Annotated in this window: 15 protein-coding genes and 1 pseudogene; 7 read left to right on the forward strand and 9 right to left on the reverse strand. The window is 59.7% G+C overall.

The genetic code is table 11. The features are described 5' to 3' along the window. Positions 1-222 (forward strand): hypothetical protein (locus CKW18_RS30625; protein ID WP_218274340.1); only part of this gene is annotated, 222 nt, incomplete at its 5' end. A 58-nt stretch (positions 223-280) separates the two neighbouring features. Here the strand turns inward: CKW18_RS30625 and CKW18_RS18680 are convergent. From CKW18_RS18680 to CKW18_RS18685, 3 genes are all read right to left on the reverse strand, one after another. Beyond that, complete coding sequence (locus CKW18_RS18680; protein ID WP_095190157.1) at positions 281-1,561, reverse strand: HAAAP family serine/threonine permease; 1,281 nt, start codon at positions 1,559-1,561, stop codon at positions 281-283. Positions 1,562-1,815: 254 nt separating this feature from the next. After that, complete coding sequence (locus CKW18_RS30630; protein WP_170947283.1) at positions 1,816-1,986, reverse strand: hypothetical protein; 171 nt, start codon at positions 1,984-1,986, stop codon at positions 1,816-1,818. A 51-nt stretch (positions 1,987-2,037) separates the two neighbouring features. After that, positions 2,038-2,232: a hypothetical protein gene (locus tag CKW18_RS18685; protein ID WP_095190158.1), complete on the reverse strand. Its 195-nt coding sequence runs from the start codon at positions 2,230-2,232 to the stop codon at positions 2,038-2,040. A 430-nt stretch (positions 2,233-2,662) separates the two neighbouring features. Between CKW18_RS18685 and CKW18_RS18690 the strand changes: the two genes are divergently transcribed. The 4 genes from CKW18_RS18690 to CKW18_RS18705 all read left to right on the forward strand — a co-directional run bounded on the left by CKW18_RS18690 (position 2,663) and on the right by CKW18_RS18705 (position 6,209). After that, the gene (locus CKW18_RS18690) at positions 2,663-3,046 is read left to right on the forward strand and encodes a tautomerase family protein (RefSeq protein WP_095190159.1); all 384 of its coding nucleotides are present in this window, start codon (positions 2,663-2,665) and stop codon (positions 3,044-3,046) included. A 173-nt stretch (positions 3,047-3,219) separates the two neighbouring features. Beyond that, entirely contained in the window at positions 3,220-4,188 is a 969-nt protein-coding gene (locus tag CKW18_RS18695) for a 2-hydroxyacid dehydrogenase (RefSeq protein WP_095190160.1), read from the forward strand. A 163-nt stretch (positions 4,189-4,351) separates the two neighbouring features. After that, complete coding sequence (locus CKW18_RS18700; protein WP_095190161.1) at positions 4,352-5,419, forward strand: phosphotransferase family protein; 1,068 nt, start codon at positions 4,352-4,354, stop codon at positions 5,417-5,419. A 22-nt stretch (positions 5,420-5,441) separates the two neighbouring features. Next, entirely contained in the window at positions 5,442-6,209 is a 768-nt protein-coding gene (locus tag CKW18_RS18705; RefSeq protein ID WP_095190162.1) for an SDR family oxidoreductase, read from the forward strand. Positions 6,210-6,263: 54 nt separating this feature from the next. Here the strand turns inward: CKW18_RS18705 and CKW18_RS18710 are convergent, their stop codons facing one another. The 4 genes from CKW18_RS18710 to CKW18_RS18730 all read right to left on the reverse strand — a co-directional run bounded on the left by CKW18_RS18710 (position 6,264) and on the right by CKW18_RS18730 (position 10,393). Next, the gene (locus tag CKW18_RS18710; RefSeq protein ID WP_238156220.1) at positions 6,264-6,857 is read right to left on the reverse strand and encodes a trimeric intracellular cation channel family protein; all 594 of its coding nucleotides are present in this window, start codon (positions 6,855-6,857) and stop codon (positions 6,264-6,266) included. A gap of 1,087 nt (positions 6,858-7,944) precedes the next feature. Further along, positions 7,945-8,202 carry a DUF1652 domain-containing protein gene (locus tag CKW18_RS18720; RefSeq protein ID WP_095190165.1) on the reverse strand — a complete coding sequence of 86 codons (258 nt, stop codon included), beginning with the start codon at positions 8,200-8,202 and terminating at the stop codon, positions 7,945-7,947. Between the two features lie 137 nt (positions 8,203-8,339). Next, positions 8,340-9,833: a helix-turn-helix transcriptional regulator gene (locus CKW18_RS18725; RefSeq protein WP_095190166.1), complete on the reverse strand. Its 1,494-nt coding sequence runs from the start codon at positions 9,831-9,833 to the stop codon at positions 8,340-8,342. Positions 9,834-10,021: 188 nt separating this feature from the next. Continuing rightward, entirely contained in the window at positions 10,022-10,393 is a 372-nt protein-coding gene (locus tag CKW18_RS18730) for a LysR substrate-binding domain-containing protein (RefSeq protein WP_238156219.1), read from the reverse strand. 12 nt (positions 10,394-10,405) lie between these two features. Here CKW18_RS18730 and CKW18_RS18735 point away from each other — a divergent pair. After that, positions 10,406-10,675 (forward strand): annotated as a pseudogene (locus CKW18_RS18735) (amidohydrolase family protein); the annotation flags it as partial. A gap of 211 nt (positions 10,676-10,886) precedes the next feature. After that, complete coding sequence (locus CKW18_RS18740) at positions 10,887-11,096, forward strand: hypothetical protein (protein ID WP_095190167.1); 210 nt, start codon at positions 10,887-10,889, stop codon at positions 11,094-11,096. Positions 11,097-11,104: 8 nt separating this feature from the next. On the opposite strand, the gene CKW18_RS18745 is transcribed toward CKW18_RS18740, so the two are convergent. Both CKW18_RS18745 and CKW18_RS18750 read right to left on the reverse strand, forming a co-directional pair. Next, on the reverse strand, positions 11,105-12,022 hold the full coding sequence (locus tag CKW18_RS18745) for a bifunctional oligoribonuclease/PAP phosphatase NrnA (RefSeq protein WP_095190168.1): 918 nt from the start codon (positions 12,020-12,022) through the stop codon (positions 11,105-11,107). A 52-nt stretch (positions 12,023-12,074) separates the two neighbouring features. After that, complete coding sequence (locus tag CKW18_RS18750; RefSeq protein ID WP_095190169.1) at positions 12,075-13,358, reverse strand: Zn-dependent hydrolase; 1,284 nt, start codon at positions 13,356-13,358, stop codon at positions 12,075-12,077. Between the last annotated feature and the right edge of the window lie 66 nt (positions 13,359-13,424).

Consider the following 13,424-nt stretch of genomic DNA (forward strand, 5'->3'; position numbering starts at 1 on the left):
TTGGCACCCACCACAGGAAGGGAATCGGGTGGCGTGGGGCGTCAGATCGATCTGGAGGGCATCACCATCAGGCTTGATCGTGACGACAGAAAAGCCCTCCCAAAAAGGAAGGAAAGTATTAATATCGCGCATAAGAACGCCGGTTTGTTAGATGTGTTTGCTCGCACGAACATCATCAAGCAAATCGGCGTTCTTGTTTCTGTGTTTCCCGGGATTCCGTGAAGAACCAAAAAAAAGCCGCTGCACACATCATGTGCAGCGGCTTTTTTTGATCTTGCCGTTACGCCGTCAGCGAATAGATCAGCGCCGAAATCGCCACCAGACCCACGGCGGTGACAAACACGTTCGATGCCTGACCACGATAACGGGTCATCGCCGGTACTTTACGGATGGCGTACATCGGCATCAGGAACAGGATGGCCGCGATCACCGGGCCACCGATGGTCTCGATCATGCCCAGAATGCTTGGGTTCAGGGTCGCCACGATCCAGCAGATCACCAGCATGAACGCTGCCACGATGCGATCCAGCGCCTTGGCGCCCGGACGCTTGCCGCTCTTGACGATCAGGCCTTTGAGACCTTCGCTGGCACCGATGTAGTGACCGAGGAACGACTTGGAGATCGCCACAAATGCAATCAGCGGCGCCGCGAACTCGATGGTCGGGTTGCTGAAGTGGTTGGCCAGGTACGACAGGATCGACAGGTTCTGCGCCTTGGCTTCGGCCAGTTGTTCCGGCGATAGGGTCAGGACGCAACTGAACACGAAGAACAGCACCATCACCACCATCAGCAGGTGGGCGCGGCACAGAATCTGCGAACTACGCTGGTCGGCGTTCGCGCCATAACGGCGCTTCTGATCCACTGCGAACGCCGAAATGATCGGCGAGTGGTTGAACGAGAACACCATCACCGGAATCGCCAGCCACAGCGTGTGCAGCAACGCCGACGGTGCGGGAATTTGCGAAGCGGTGGAGAGGATGCCGCCGTTCCAGTGAGGAATCAGGTACACCGCTAGGAACAGCAGCGCGACGATGAACGGATAGACCATCAGGCTCATTGCCTTGACGATCGCCTGCTCGCCGCAACGCACCACCGCCAGCAGCCCCAGAATCAGCACGAACGACAGAATCACCCGCGGTGGCGGTGTGATGTGCAGTTGATGCTCGAGGAAACTGGCGACCGTGTTGGTCAGGCCGACGCTGTAGATCAGCAGGATCGGGAAGATGGCGAAGAAGTACAGCAACGTGATCAGCGCACCGGCCTTGATGCCGAAATGTTCCTCGACCACGTCAGTGATGTCGGCGCCTTCGCGACCGGAAAGCACGAAGCGGGTCAGGCCGCGGTGTGCGTAGAACGTCATCGGGAACGCCAGCAGCGCGAGGATCACCAGCGGCCAGAAGCCACCCAGCCCTGCGTTGATGGGCAAAAACAGGGTGCCGGCGCCGATGGCCGTCCCAAACAGCCCCAACATCCAGGTGGTGTCCTGGCGATTCCAGCTCGAAAGTTCAGCGGGTGCTGCTGCATCAAAGCGTTGATCAACGCTTTTGGCCTGATCATTCATCCGGTCGGATCTCCGCATTCCGGTCACTTGCCACTCGGTCAGGACGCGTCGGAAAAAACCGACAGACATGCTCCGGCCGAAACAGGGGCGCGATTCTCCGCGATAAATGAGCAGAAGCAAAGACTTAGCTGAGGAGTGGTTGTGCGGAGCAGTTTAGAGGAGTGTCGTTTTTGGGAAAATAGCTGTCGGTGACGGGTACGCAGTGTGTCGTTTTCTGGCAAGTTACAGCGCCTGATGCAGTCGGCAGGGCTTGGTCAGATTGATCGAGCCAGGATGAATCCAAGTGACATGCAAAAGATGCCGAACGCTAGCATCGCCCAGATTGGGTACATATCGCCCTTGTTCTTGAGGTGCATTCTTTCCTCCCACTCATCGTGCTCTCGTTCCAGTGCTTCCATTCTGGCCTTGCGGTCATAGGTGCTCATATTTGATTTTCCTTTTTAGGTCAGGGTCTGACTGTGATGAAACGTGAACACTCAAAACTTGAAAAAAACACCTGCTACTGCAGCGATTGCAGTCACTAGACCTCCTACTAATGCGAGCGGGTATAAATTCGTTTCCCTGTTTAGCTTTTTTGCTTGCGCCAGAAGCTTTTTTCTTTCGGCGATCAGTTTGCTCGTTTCATTTTGGAGCCTCTCGAGTTCCAGATTTTCCCTATCATTCTGAAGCATGCGCCTTCCTTGGCTGTTGGCAGCGACTGCCGCGGCTGCTTTGTTCCCTTCATAGTTCCGTATTCAGCACCTGCCAGATAGCAGATGAATCCGGCGTTTTCGTAGGCAACGGCGCAAGAATTTGTGGGCATTGGCGCGTAACTTCGAGTGTCTTTAAACAGGTGCGGCAAATCGCGTTTATCAGCCACAGAAGCTGGCGAATCACCTGACAGGTTGCAGGTAAAAAAAGGGCTGTGTGAAGGCCGCCGGCCTCTTCGCGGGCAAGCCCGCTCCCACAGGGTCATGCGCTGTTCACACAATCGTGACCCATCACCAATCCCTGTGGGAGCTGGCTTGCCAGCGATGGCGGCCGCCCAGATACCGGATGCATCAAATCCGGGCCAAATGGTCTAGCGTGAATGAGTCCCCTGCCCCCATAGAGTCCCCGCCCATGCCCCTCGTTCGCGTCGACATCAGGAAAAACCCCGATCCCGCCTTCGCCAGACACGTTGGTGAACTCATCTACGACGCCCTGCGCAGTTCGATTGATGTTCCCGCACATGACAACTTCCAGGTCCTTACCGAACACGACAGCCAGCACTTGATCTACGACCCGCAATACCTCGGCATCCCGCGCACTGACGGCGTCGTATTCATCCAGATCACCATCAGCGAAGGACGCACGGTGGAGAAGAAACAACTGCTGTTCAAAACCATCGCCGAAAGTCTGCACACGCAACTGGCGGTGCGCCTGGAGGACGTGTTCATCAATCTGGTAGAAGTGAAAAAAGAGAACTGGTCATTTGGCAACGGCGTCGCGCAGTACGTCACTTGATCCGCTAAGCCCGTCTCCGCAAAGACCTTCTGACGAAGCGCCCGCGCATGCCCCGTTTCAGCTCCTACACTGGCAGGAACGGGGCAGCGCCCAACCATTGCCAAAGCGCTCTGGAATCAGCACTCTGCTACGACTTTCGCGACCGAACCACTAACGATCTCAGGAGCCGCGCAATGCCCGCCACCGTTCTGGTACTGGTTGAAACCATCAATGACTATTTACCGATTCTGGAGCATCAGGGCTTTCACCTGATCCTCGCGCCGACACCTGCCGAACGCGCCCAAGCCATCGCCACCCATGGCCCACGTATCGACGCCGTTCTGACCCGTGGCCCGCTTGGCCTGACTGCCGAGGAAATCGCCACCCTGCCCGCGCTGAAGATCATCACGGTGATCGGTGCCGGTTACGAGCATGTCGACCTGCAAGCCGCCAGCGATCGCGGGATCACCGTGACCAACGGCGCCGGGGTCAACGCCTCGTCGGTGGCTGACCATGCGATGGCCATGCTGCTGGCATTGGTGCGCGATATTCCGCGCTGCGACGCCGCCGTGCGCCGAGGAGAATGGCCGAAGATCATGCGCCCGTCTCTGGCCGGCAAACGTCTTGGGATTCTTGGCTTGGGTGCAGTGGGCCTGGCGATCGCCAAACGTGCCCACCTCGGCTTCGACATGCACATCAGCTATCACAGCCGTCAGGTGCGCAGCGAGGTGCCCTACACGTTTTGCTCAACCCCGACTGAACTGGCGCGGGCGTCCGATTTCCTCATCGTCGCCACGCCGGGCGGGATCGGCACGCAGCATCTGGTGACCCGTCCTGTGCTCGACGCGCTGGGCCCTAAAGGTTTTATCGTCAATATCGCCCGGGCCAGTGTGATCGCCACGGCGGATCTGATCACCGCCCTTGAACAACGGCGCATTGCCGGCGCCGCGCTGGATGTGTTCGACCATGAACCGCAAGTACCGGATGCGTTGAAAGCCCTGAGCAACGTGCTACTAACCCCGCACGTCGCCGGTCTGTCACCGGAAGCCACCCAAGGCACCGTGGAGCTGGTGGGGAAAAACCTTGTGGCATTCTTCTCCGGGCAGCCAGTACTGACGCCGATTCAGTTGCCGCCGAAAATCAGCAATCAACGCGTGCATTAGAGGATCACGCGCCGCCATTGACCCACCCCGCCCTGCACATTCCCACAGGTGATTATCGGGCAACACGCTAACCTATAAGACCGCAGCGCGCTTGTGGCCGACCCGGCGCGCCATTAGATTAGCCAATGATGTCTGGCCTCCAAAATAAGCAGAAGGGATAAGCATGGCGCTTACTGACCAGTCCACCCGTATCCGCTCTGGCGAAGAACTCGATGCCAGCCTGATTGATCCATACCTCAAGGCCCATATTCCGGGCCTGACCGGCTTGCCTGCGATCAGCCAGTTTCCCGGCGGCGCGTCGAACCTGACTTACCTTCTTGAGTACCCGGAACAGGAGTTCGTCCTGCGCCGGCCGCCATTCGGCCACAAGGCCAAATCCGCCCACGACATGGGCCGCGAATTCCGCATTCTCAATCAGCTGCGCGACGGCTTCCCGTATTGCCCGAAAGCCTACGTGCACTGCACCGACGAAGCGGTGATCGGCGCCGAGTTCTACGTGATGGAACGAGTCAAGGGGATCATCCTGCGCTCGGAACTGCCACCGGAACTTGGCCTTGATTCGGCGAAAAACGAAGCGCTGTGCAAGAGCTTCATCGACCGCTTCGTCGAACTGCACCGCGTTGACTATGAAGCCTGTGGCCTCGGCGATCTGGGCAAGCCGCAAGGTTACGTCGCCCGCCAGATCAAAGGCTGGAGCGAGCGCTATGAAAAGGCCCTCACCCCGGACGCGCCACACTGGGAAGCGGTCAAAACCTGGCTCAACGACAAGATGCCGGCTGACCACCCGACCTCCAGCATCGTCCACAACGACTACCGTTTCGATAACGTCATACTCGACCCGGACAACCCGATGCAGATCATCGGCGTGCTCGACTGGGAACTGACCACCCTCGGCGATCCGCTGATGGACCTGGGCAACACCCTCGCCTACTGGATCGAAGCCGGCGACCCGGCGCCGGTGCAACTGATGCGCCGCCAGCCAAGCCACGCACCGGGCATGCTCACCCGCCGCGAATTCGTCGACTACTACGCCGAGCGTTCGGGCATTCAGATCGATAACTTCGACTTCTACTACACCTACGGCCTGTTCCGCCTGGCCGGCATCGTGCAGCAGATCTACTACCGCTTCTACCATGGCCAGACCCAGGACAAACGCTTCGCGCAGTTCATTCACATGAACAAACTGCTGGAGCAGATGAGCTTGCAGGTCATTGCGAAATCGAGCCTCTGACGGCCCACACCAAGGAACCCCTATGTCCAAGACTCAGTTGTTCGACCTCGACGGCAAGATCGCTTTCGTTTCCGGCGCCAGCCGTGGCATCGGTGAAGCCATCGCCAAACTGCTGGCCCAACAAGGCGCGCATGTGATCGTCTCGAGCCGCAAACTCGACGGCTGCCAGCACGTCGCCGACGCCATCGTCGCCGCCGGCGGCAAGGCCACTGCGGTCGCTTGCCACATCGGTGAAATGGAGCAGATCAGCCAGGTCTTTGCCGGCATCAAGGAACAGTTCGGCCGTCTCGACATCCTGGTCAACAATGCCGCGACCAACCCGCAATTCTGCAACGTACTGGATACCGACCTCGGCGCTTTCCAGAAGACCGTCGACGTGAACATTCGCGGCTACTTCTTCATGTCGGTGGAAGCCGGCAAGCTGATGCGCGAAAACGGTGGCGGCAGCATCATCAACGTCGCGTCGATCAACGGCATTTCGCCGGGCATCTTCCAGGGCATCTACTCGGTGACCAAGGCGGCGGTGATCAACATGACCAAGGTCTTCGCCAAGGAATGCGCGCAGTTCGGCATCCGCTGCAACGCCCTGCTGCCAGGCCTGACCGACACCAAGTTCGCTTCGGCGCTGGTCAAGAACGATGCGATCCTCAAGCAAGCGCTGACGCAAATCCCGCTCAAGCGCGTGGCCGATCCGAGTGAAATGGCCGGGGCTGTGTTGTATCTGGCCAGTGATGCGTCGAGCTACACCACCGGGGTTTCGCTGAATGTGGACGGGGGGTTCCTGTCCTGATCCGTGATTTCTGATCCCCTGTAGGAGCTGCCGAAGGCTCCTACAGGGATAGGATCAGGCAATGACTTTGGGTAGTTGCCAGCCAAAGTGCACCGAGAGCAATCGCAAGGCCAGACATGCCGCCCCCGCCAGCAACGCCGCCGCCACCGGCGACACCCCGCAGCGCCTTGCGATAATCAACACCGCCGCGCCGACAAACGCTGAACTCGCATACAAATCCGCCTGCAACACCACCGGTATCCGCGCCAGCACGATGTCGCGTATCACCCCGCCACCGACGCCCGTGATGGTGCCCATCAGCATCGCCACAAACGGCGTAATCCCGAAGTTCAACGCCTTCTGCGCCCCCGCCACAGCGAACAGCGCCAGACCGGCCGCATCCAGCACAATCAGCGTCGAACCGGACCAACCCAGCACCTGCTCATGGCAAACAAACGCCAACCCACCCATAAAAAACGCCAGCGCCGGATACCGCCAATCGGCCACGGCATTGGGGGGCGTAGCACCAATCAACAGATCGCGGGTGACCCCACCGCCAAGGGCGACGATGAACGCAATCACCATCACCCCGAGCAAGTCGAGCTGACTGCGCATCGCCGCAATGGCCCCTTCCACGGCAAACACCGCCGTGCCGACCAGATCGGCCACCAGCACAATCCGCTCAACCCGGGACTTGCGCCCCGCCGCAGCTATTGAGTGACGCAACGGGTGGTAGTGGTGTGGCGAGTCACTTGCTCATCGACATACTTGTCGCCAGACACCTCAGTGTTCTCGAGAACCTGGCAAGTACGTTCCGGCGGCGGAGGCGGCGTTACGGGTGGAGGCGGCGGCGGACTGGCACAACCGGCCAATAAAACTGCAAAAAAAGCCAACGGCAACACGCGTTTCCCAAGATTGTTCATAGGACGACCCGCGGTAAATGAACGACCCACTCCCGCAACCGAACCGATCACAGAAGACCTGACCACTCATTCTTTATAGACGACGGCCTCGCAAGTGCCAGTAAAGCGGACGCATCAGAGGGTTATGGCTGTCGATTTTGCGTTGGGAATCAGGAGTTGGTTACCAGGCAGCCGCCTTCGCGAGCAAGCCCGCTCCCACAGAATGGATTTACATCCCACAGAGACTCGGCGGCTGATAGCACGCCATCGCCAGCAGGCTGGCTCCCACAGGTGGATCCGGGTGTATTAGAAGAAGAGTGATTGGCTGTGAGGGTGTCATCGCTGGCAAGCCAGCTCCCACAAGGGTTGAGTACACCCGCCAGAGCCTGGTCGGCTGGCAGGCCGCCATCGCTGGCAAGCCAGCTCCCACAAGAAAATGACTACACCCCGCACGCGGCGCATGCCGCCCCACTCAACACAATGAGCGCAAGCTCGAGTACCGCTCTTGATCTTGATCTCGGAGCCCGTCGGCAGGCTGAGTGGAGGGGTTAATCCGGGGGTGGGAGCGCAGCGACCGTTTGGCGCAGCCAAACACATCGAGAGGAGGTGCAGCGCAGCAAACCGCAGGCGACTGCGCCCGGATCAATCCCGTAGCGAAGGAACCCGAGCCTAAGCGAGGGCCGAACGTCAGGGTAAAGCCTTTTTGGTTACTTTTTCGGCGTCTGGAAAAAGTGACCCGCCGTCAGGGCGGAACCCCAAGCAGCCGTTACCCCAGCAACGGATATGTACCCAATCAGCAGGAACCCCATCGCCCAAACCGACGCCATCGCTGGCAAGCCGGCTGCCACAGAGATCTACGCCATGTCAGCATCAGTCGAAGACCGCAAAGAGTTACTCTCCAACTCATACCGCAACTCTTCAATCAACGCCTCCACCGACTCCGGCGTACGCAGCGTATTGAGCTTCAACCCGCTGATCACCAGATCCACCTGCCCCGACACCGGGTGATAAAGCTTCACCGTCAGCGAATGATCCCCATCCACCAGACACTCACACGCCAGCGGCGCAAAACTGTGCTCAAGCTGAGCGCGCAACTGTGCAAGATTCATCATTGAGGCTGTTCCTTTAGCTGTTTCGAAGGGACACGATCCCAAGCCAGAAAAGACTCGTATCGCACCCCACCAGCCTAAGAACAGCCCCCTCACACCAACACACTAATTTGCACCGATTGAACTAGTGCATTTGCACCCTACCGCTGTCCCTTGGTCCCCCCGCCGGAAAACAAGCCGCGCTCCCGCGCCCAGACAATCGCCTCGCTGCGGCTGTGCACATCCAGCTTGGAATACACCGTCGCCACATGATTGCGCACCGTGTTCGGTGCCAGTTTCAGCCGCGCCGCGATCTCCTTGTCCGCCAAGCCTTCGCAGATCAGCCCAAGCACATCGCGCTCACGCGCCGTCAGGTCGGTGAACGACACACTCGGCAGTTGCGGCGAATTGACCTTCTTCACATTCGCCAGCTTTTCGATCAGCGTGCGACTGAACCAAGAGGCATCTTTCATCACCTCTTCAATCGCCGCCACCAGCTCAAGCTCGGTGCGCTTGCGCTCGGTGATGTCCATCAGCACCAGCAGATAACAGCGTGTGTCCTGAATGTTGACGGTATCGGCGGACACCGCACACTCCAACAGATCCACATCCTTCTTGCGCACCCGCACATCGACCCGATCAATCCGCCCGCTTTTCGCCAGCGCCGTCAGCAGCCGGGCTCGGGCGCCTTCGTCGTCGATGAAATTCAGTTGCGTGATGGTTTTGCCGAGCACGTCATCGCTGGCATAAGCCAAAGTGTCGAGGAACGCCTGATTGACATCGATCACCTGCTGCTCATCAGCACTACAGATCAGGATCGGCACCGGGGTCAGCCGGAACGCCTTGGCAAAGCGCTCCTCACTCTGGCGCAGCGCCACTTCAGCCTTGTGGCGCAATTCCATGTCGACGAACGAGAACAGCATGCACTGCTCATCATTGAGTTGCAGCGGTTGTCCGGCAACGATCACTTGCTTGGTGCTGCCATCGGCCAGCCGCAGCTCGGCCTGCATCTGCGGGATGGTCGCGACATCTTTCAGACGCTGGATGGCAAGGTCTTTGCGCTCGGCCTGTTCGAGGATGTCGATTTCGTAAGCCGAGGTGCCGATCACCTGGTCACGGGTGTAACCGGTCATCTCCAGAAACCCCGGATTGACCTTGATGTAGCGCAAATCAGTCAGACGGCAGATCACCGCCGGCGCCGGATTGGCATTGAAGGTTTTCTCGAAGCGCTGCTCGGCGCTGGCCCAGTCGGTGACGTCGCTCATGATCAGCACCAGCGACTCCGGCTGCCCTTCGCGATCAGTCAGTACCATGCTGCGCACGTTATGCACCCAGACCCGCTCCGGGTCATCCACGGCGAACACCTCGATCAGCACGTCGCTGAAGGCTTCGCAGCGCGCCGCGCGGCTGATCGGGTAATTCTCGGGCGGCACCGCGTGGTTGTTGCGATAGCGCAGGCTGAAGCGCTTGGCGTACTCGTCGGCATTGCTGCCCAGTTCACCGATACGGCTGACACCGTGCATGGCCAGCGCCGCTTCGTTGGCCCAGAGGATGCTCTGATCCAGCTCGAGCAAAATCACCCCGTCGGACAGCCCGGCGATGATCTGCTGCAACTGGCGACGATTGGTTTCGCGGGTCAGGACTTCCTGGCTCATTGGCTCTCCACAAGTGATACGCGCATGTGAAGGTTACGACCGCGCCGCGCCGTGATCGTGCCGATCATTAATTCCCGAAACACTGAAGATCCCTGTGGGAGGGGGCTTGCTCCCGAAGGCGGTGGATCAGCTGTCATCATTGTTGAATGACACACCGCATTCGGGAGCAAGCCCCCTCCCACAAAGGATCAGTGGTGATTTGAGGATTCCACCAACTCGCGCAGGGTGTCGAGGAAGAGTTTGAGGACTGGGGAAGCATCGTCCGCGCGATACGTCGCATACAACGGCACCTCCGGCAGCGCCGGGGTCAACTTGCGAAACACCAGCCCCGCCGGCGCCAATTGCTCGATGGAAGCCGGCAACAACGCCACGCCAAACCCGGCGCGCACCAGACTGAGCAAAGTCTGCACCTCGATCACCTGCTGTCGAATCTGCGGCGTGAACCCAGCCTGAATACAGCACTGATAAAGAAAATGGGCAAACCGCGACTGCTTCAATTCCAGTGCCACAAACGGCTCGTGTGCCAGATCTGCCGGGGCCAACACCTCGCGGCGGGCCAACGGATGTTCCGCGCGCAGGTGCTTGGCTTAGGCGCGGTGGGTACGCTGGAAGTCGGTCAGGCGGCGGATCTGGTGATCTACAGCCTCGACCATCCACGCTTCTTCGACTTCCACGACAGCGCTGTTGCACCGGTGGTGGCAGGCGAGCCGATTACAGTGAAATACAGTTTGGTGGGTGGTCGTGTGGTCGTGGATAACGGCATGATTCCAGGACTGGATATCGAACGCATGCGCGCCGAAGCGTGGGAAGGTGTGCAGGCGATGATGAACGTGGACGATTGACCCCCACCTACCGCAATCCCTGTGTAGGAGCTGCCGAAGGCTGCGATCTTTTGATCCTGTTTTTCAAGATCAAGATCAAAAGATCGCAGCCTTCGGCAGCTCCTACATCGGGCGTGCGCATTCGCGCGATATGGGATTCTCGACTAAGGTTAATCCCTCATCGGACTGAGCCCCTGCCAGCAAAACCGGGCTCTTGATCAAGGAGAGACTGATGACGTCGCGTCGCAACATCGAACAGACTTATCGCACCTGGTCCAGCCCCATCCTGCTGGAGCTGAAAAAGCGCGAACACCAAATGGCGCCGCTCGAGCGTCAGGCGCTGGAGAATGTGCTGGTGGAAAGAAGGTTGCTGGACACCGGCAACCCGGATGGCGCTGAGCGGCGCCAGGGCACTGCGAGCAGAAATGATCGCCCAGGTTGATCAGCGCATCAGACAGCGTTGAGGTTCAGCCCCAGCATCAGCAATTCTTTACGCAGCATCGACGATTTCACAACCGCCATTGCCGCCTGCCATTGCAGCGGCAGCAACCGATTCAACGTCTGCTGGCTGGCCTCAGGCTCCGCCAGCAAACAACTCTTGCCGTCACGGATGCTGATGACGTTGAGCAACCAGTCATCGCCCTGCCCGGCCATCCAGCCGCAGATCTCGTTGCAATGGTTGTGCAGCAACCCATCGGCGTCCCACACCGTCATCTGTGCGAAAACCTGCGGCAGGTTGCTGTCCGGTTTGAAGCGTTTCAGATCCGCTGCCAACGCGGCCTGCAGGTCTGCTTCGATGGCGGCCTGACATTCGAGGAAGTACCGCTCGGGCCAGTTCGCCGCCAGATTCGCCCGCTGGGCCAAAAGGTCATAAGCCCGAACATCCAGCTCGGTGGTCATCTGCCCGGTGAAGTTGAGCGTGTTGTCGAGAATCGCCGTGGCCAGCAATGCCGCGCTTTGCTCGCTCATTCGCGAGAGCAGGCCGGCGGTTTGCCAGCGCTGAAAAACCAGCGTCGCTGCCGCGCCGATCGGGCGGATATCGGCGGCGCAACCCAGTCGTTCAGCCCAGTACTGCTCAAAACCGGGATGATGGTCGATAACCTCCACCACTTGGTCGAGCACCACCAGCGGGTCGAAGTGGTGATGGTCGGACACATCGACGAGCACGAATCCGTCATTGGCTTGCGGCGTGTAACGCTGAAACGCAGCGCCCCAACTCAGAACGGTTGGAGACACGCTGCTATTGGGCTTTGCGCTGCTGACCGCGCGGGCGGGAAGGCCTTGCAGGTTGAGCAATTCGGCGTAGGCGATGCAGCAGGCGTAGGCGTCGATGTCCAGATAGGACGCGCCGGAGGTGATGATTTTCATGGGGCGCAAACGTCGCACATTTTCATGACATTGGGCTGCGATCTTTTGATCTTCAGGCCGCGCGTTGCCCCCCAGCCACCATCGCCGAAGCCGCCAGCATCGCCCGCAACAACACCGCACACCCCGCTGCCAGATCATCCGGCGCGGCGTTTTCGATTTCGTTGTGGCTGATGCCGCCTTCGCACGGCACGAAGATCATCCCGGCCGGGCCGAGTTCGGCGAGGAAGATGGCGTCGTGGCCGGCACCGCTGACGATGTCCATGTGCGACAGGCCCAAACCCTTGGCGGCGCCACGTACGGCGTCCACACAACCCTTTTCAAAGTACAGCGGCGGGAAGTCGGCGGTGGGTGTCAGTTCATACGTGAGGCCGTGTTCTTCGCATGTGGCTTCGATGACCTGCTTCACTTCGGCGATCATCGAGTCCAGGCGCGCCGGTTCCAGATGACGGAAATCGAGGGTCATGCGTACCTCACCGGGGATGACGTTGCGCGAGCCTGGGTAGGCTTGCAGGCAACCGACGGTGCCGCAGGCATGGGGTTGATGGCCGAGGGCAGCGCGGTTGACCGCACCGACGATGACCGAGGCGCCAACCAGCGCATCTTTGCGCAGGTGCATCGGGGTCGGGCCGGCGTGAGCTTCGACGCCGCGCAGCTTGAGATCGAACCACTTCTGCCCCAGCGCCCCAAGCACCACGCCGATGGTTTTCTGTTCGTCTTCGAGGATCGGGCCTTGTTCGATGTGTGCCTCGAAATAGGCGCCGACCTTGTGTCCGATGACTTTGCGCGAACCGGCATAGCCGATCGCATTGAGCGCCTCGCCAACGGTGACGCCATCGGCATCGACTTTGGCGAGGGTTTCCTCGAGGGTGAATTTTTCCGCGAACACCCCGGAGCCCATCATGCATGGGGCAAAGCGCGAGCCTTCTTCGTTGGTCCACACCACTACTTCCAGCGGCGCTTCGGTTTCCACGTCGAGGTCGTTAAGGGTGCGCAGCACTTCGACGCCGGCGAGCACGCCGAAGCAGCCGTCGAACTTGCCGCCGGTGGGTTGGGTGTCGATGTGGCTGCCGGTCATCACCGGGGGCAGGTTCGGGTTGCGGCCGGGGCGACGGGCGAAGATGTTGCCGACCTCGTCGACCGTGACGCTGCATCCGGCGTCCTTGCACCATTGCACGAACAGGTCGCGGGCCTGGCGATCGAGGTCGGTCAGGGCCAGGCGACAGACCCCGCCCTTGACCGTGGCGCCGAGTTTGGCCAGTTCCATCAGCGATGCCCACAGGCGGTCGCGGTTGATGTGCTGATGGGTCGATTGCAGAACGTCTACGGCTGCGTTCATGGGGATCTCCTCAGGCTAGTTTCTTATGGATATTGCTGTGGTGTCGGATAGATCGCCTTCGCGAGC

Source organism: Pseudomonas sp. Irchel 3E19 (assembly GCF_900187585.1).
Taxonomy (GTDB): domain Bacteria; phylum Pseudomonadota; class Gammaproteobacteria; order Pseudomonadales; family Pseudomonadaceae; genus Aquipseudomonas; species Aquipseudomonas baetica.

What these genes read in the sequence shown, in the direction of transcription:
- CKW18_RS18725 (WP_095190166.1), bottom strand. Translation starts at nt 9,833, where the DNA reads ATGAGCCAGGAAGTCCTGACCCGCGAAACCAATCGTCGCCAGTTGCAG.
- CKW18_RS18750 (WP_095190169.1), bottom strand. Translation starts at nt 13,358, where the DNA reads ATGAACGCAGCCGTAGACGTTCTGCAATCGACCCATCAGCACATCAAC.
- CKW18_RS30630 (WP_170947283.1), bottom strand. Translation starts at nt 1,986, where the DNA reads ATGAGCACCTATGACCGCAAGGCCAGAATGGAAGCACTGGAACGAGAG.
- CKW18_RS18745 (WP_095190168.1), bottom strand. Translation starts at nt 12,022, where the DNA reads ATGAAAATCATCACCTCCGGCGCGTCCTATCTGGACATCGACGCCTAC.
- CKW18_RS18690 (WP_095190159.1), top strand. Translation starts at nt 2,663, where the DNA reads ATGCCCCTCGTTCGCGTCGACATCAGGAAAAACCCCGATCCCGCCTTC.
- CKW18_RS18705 (WP_095190162.1), top strand. Translation starts at nt 5,442, where the DNA reads ATGTCCAAGACTCAGTTGTTCGACCTCGACGGCAAGATCGCTTTCGTT.
- CKW18_RS18700 (WP_095190161.1), top strand. Translation starts at nt 4,352, where the DNA reads ATGGCGCTTACTGACCAGTCCACCCGTATCCGCTCTGGCGAAGAACTC.
- CKW18_RS18720 (WP_095190165.1), bottom strand. Translation starts at nt 8,202, where the DNA reads ATGATGAATCTTGCACAGTTGCGCGCTCAGCTTGAGCACAGTTTTGCG.
- CKW18_RS18685 (WP_095190158.1), bottom strand. Translation starts at nt 2,232, where the DNA reads ATGCTTCAGAATGATAGGGAAAATCTGGAACTCGAGAGGCTCCAAAAT.
- CKW18_RS18740 (WP_095190167.1), top strand. Translation starts at nt 10,887, where the DNA reads ATGACGTCGCGTCGCAACATCGAACAGACTTATCGCACCTGGTCCAGC.
- CKW18_RS18695 (WP_095190160.1), top strand. Translation starts at nt 3,220, where the DNA reads ATGCCCGCCACCGTTCTGGTACTGGTTGAAACCATCAATGACTATTTA.
- CKW18_RS18680 (WP_095190157.1), bottom strand. Translation starts at nt 1,561, where the DNA reads ATGAATGATCAGGCCAAAAGCGTTGATCAACGCTTTGATGCAGCAGCA.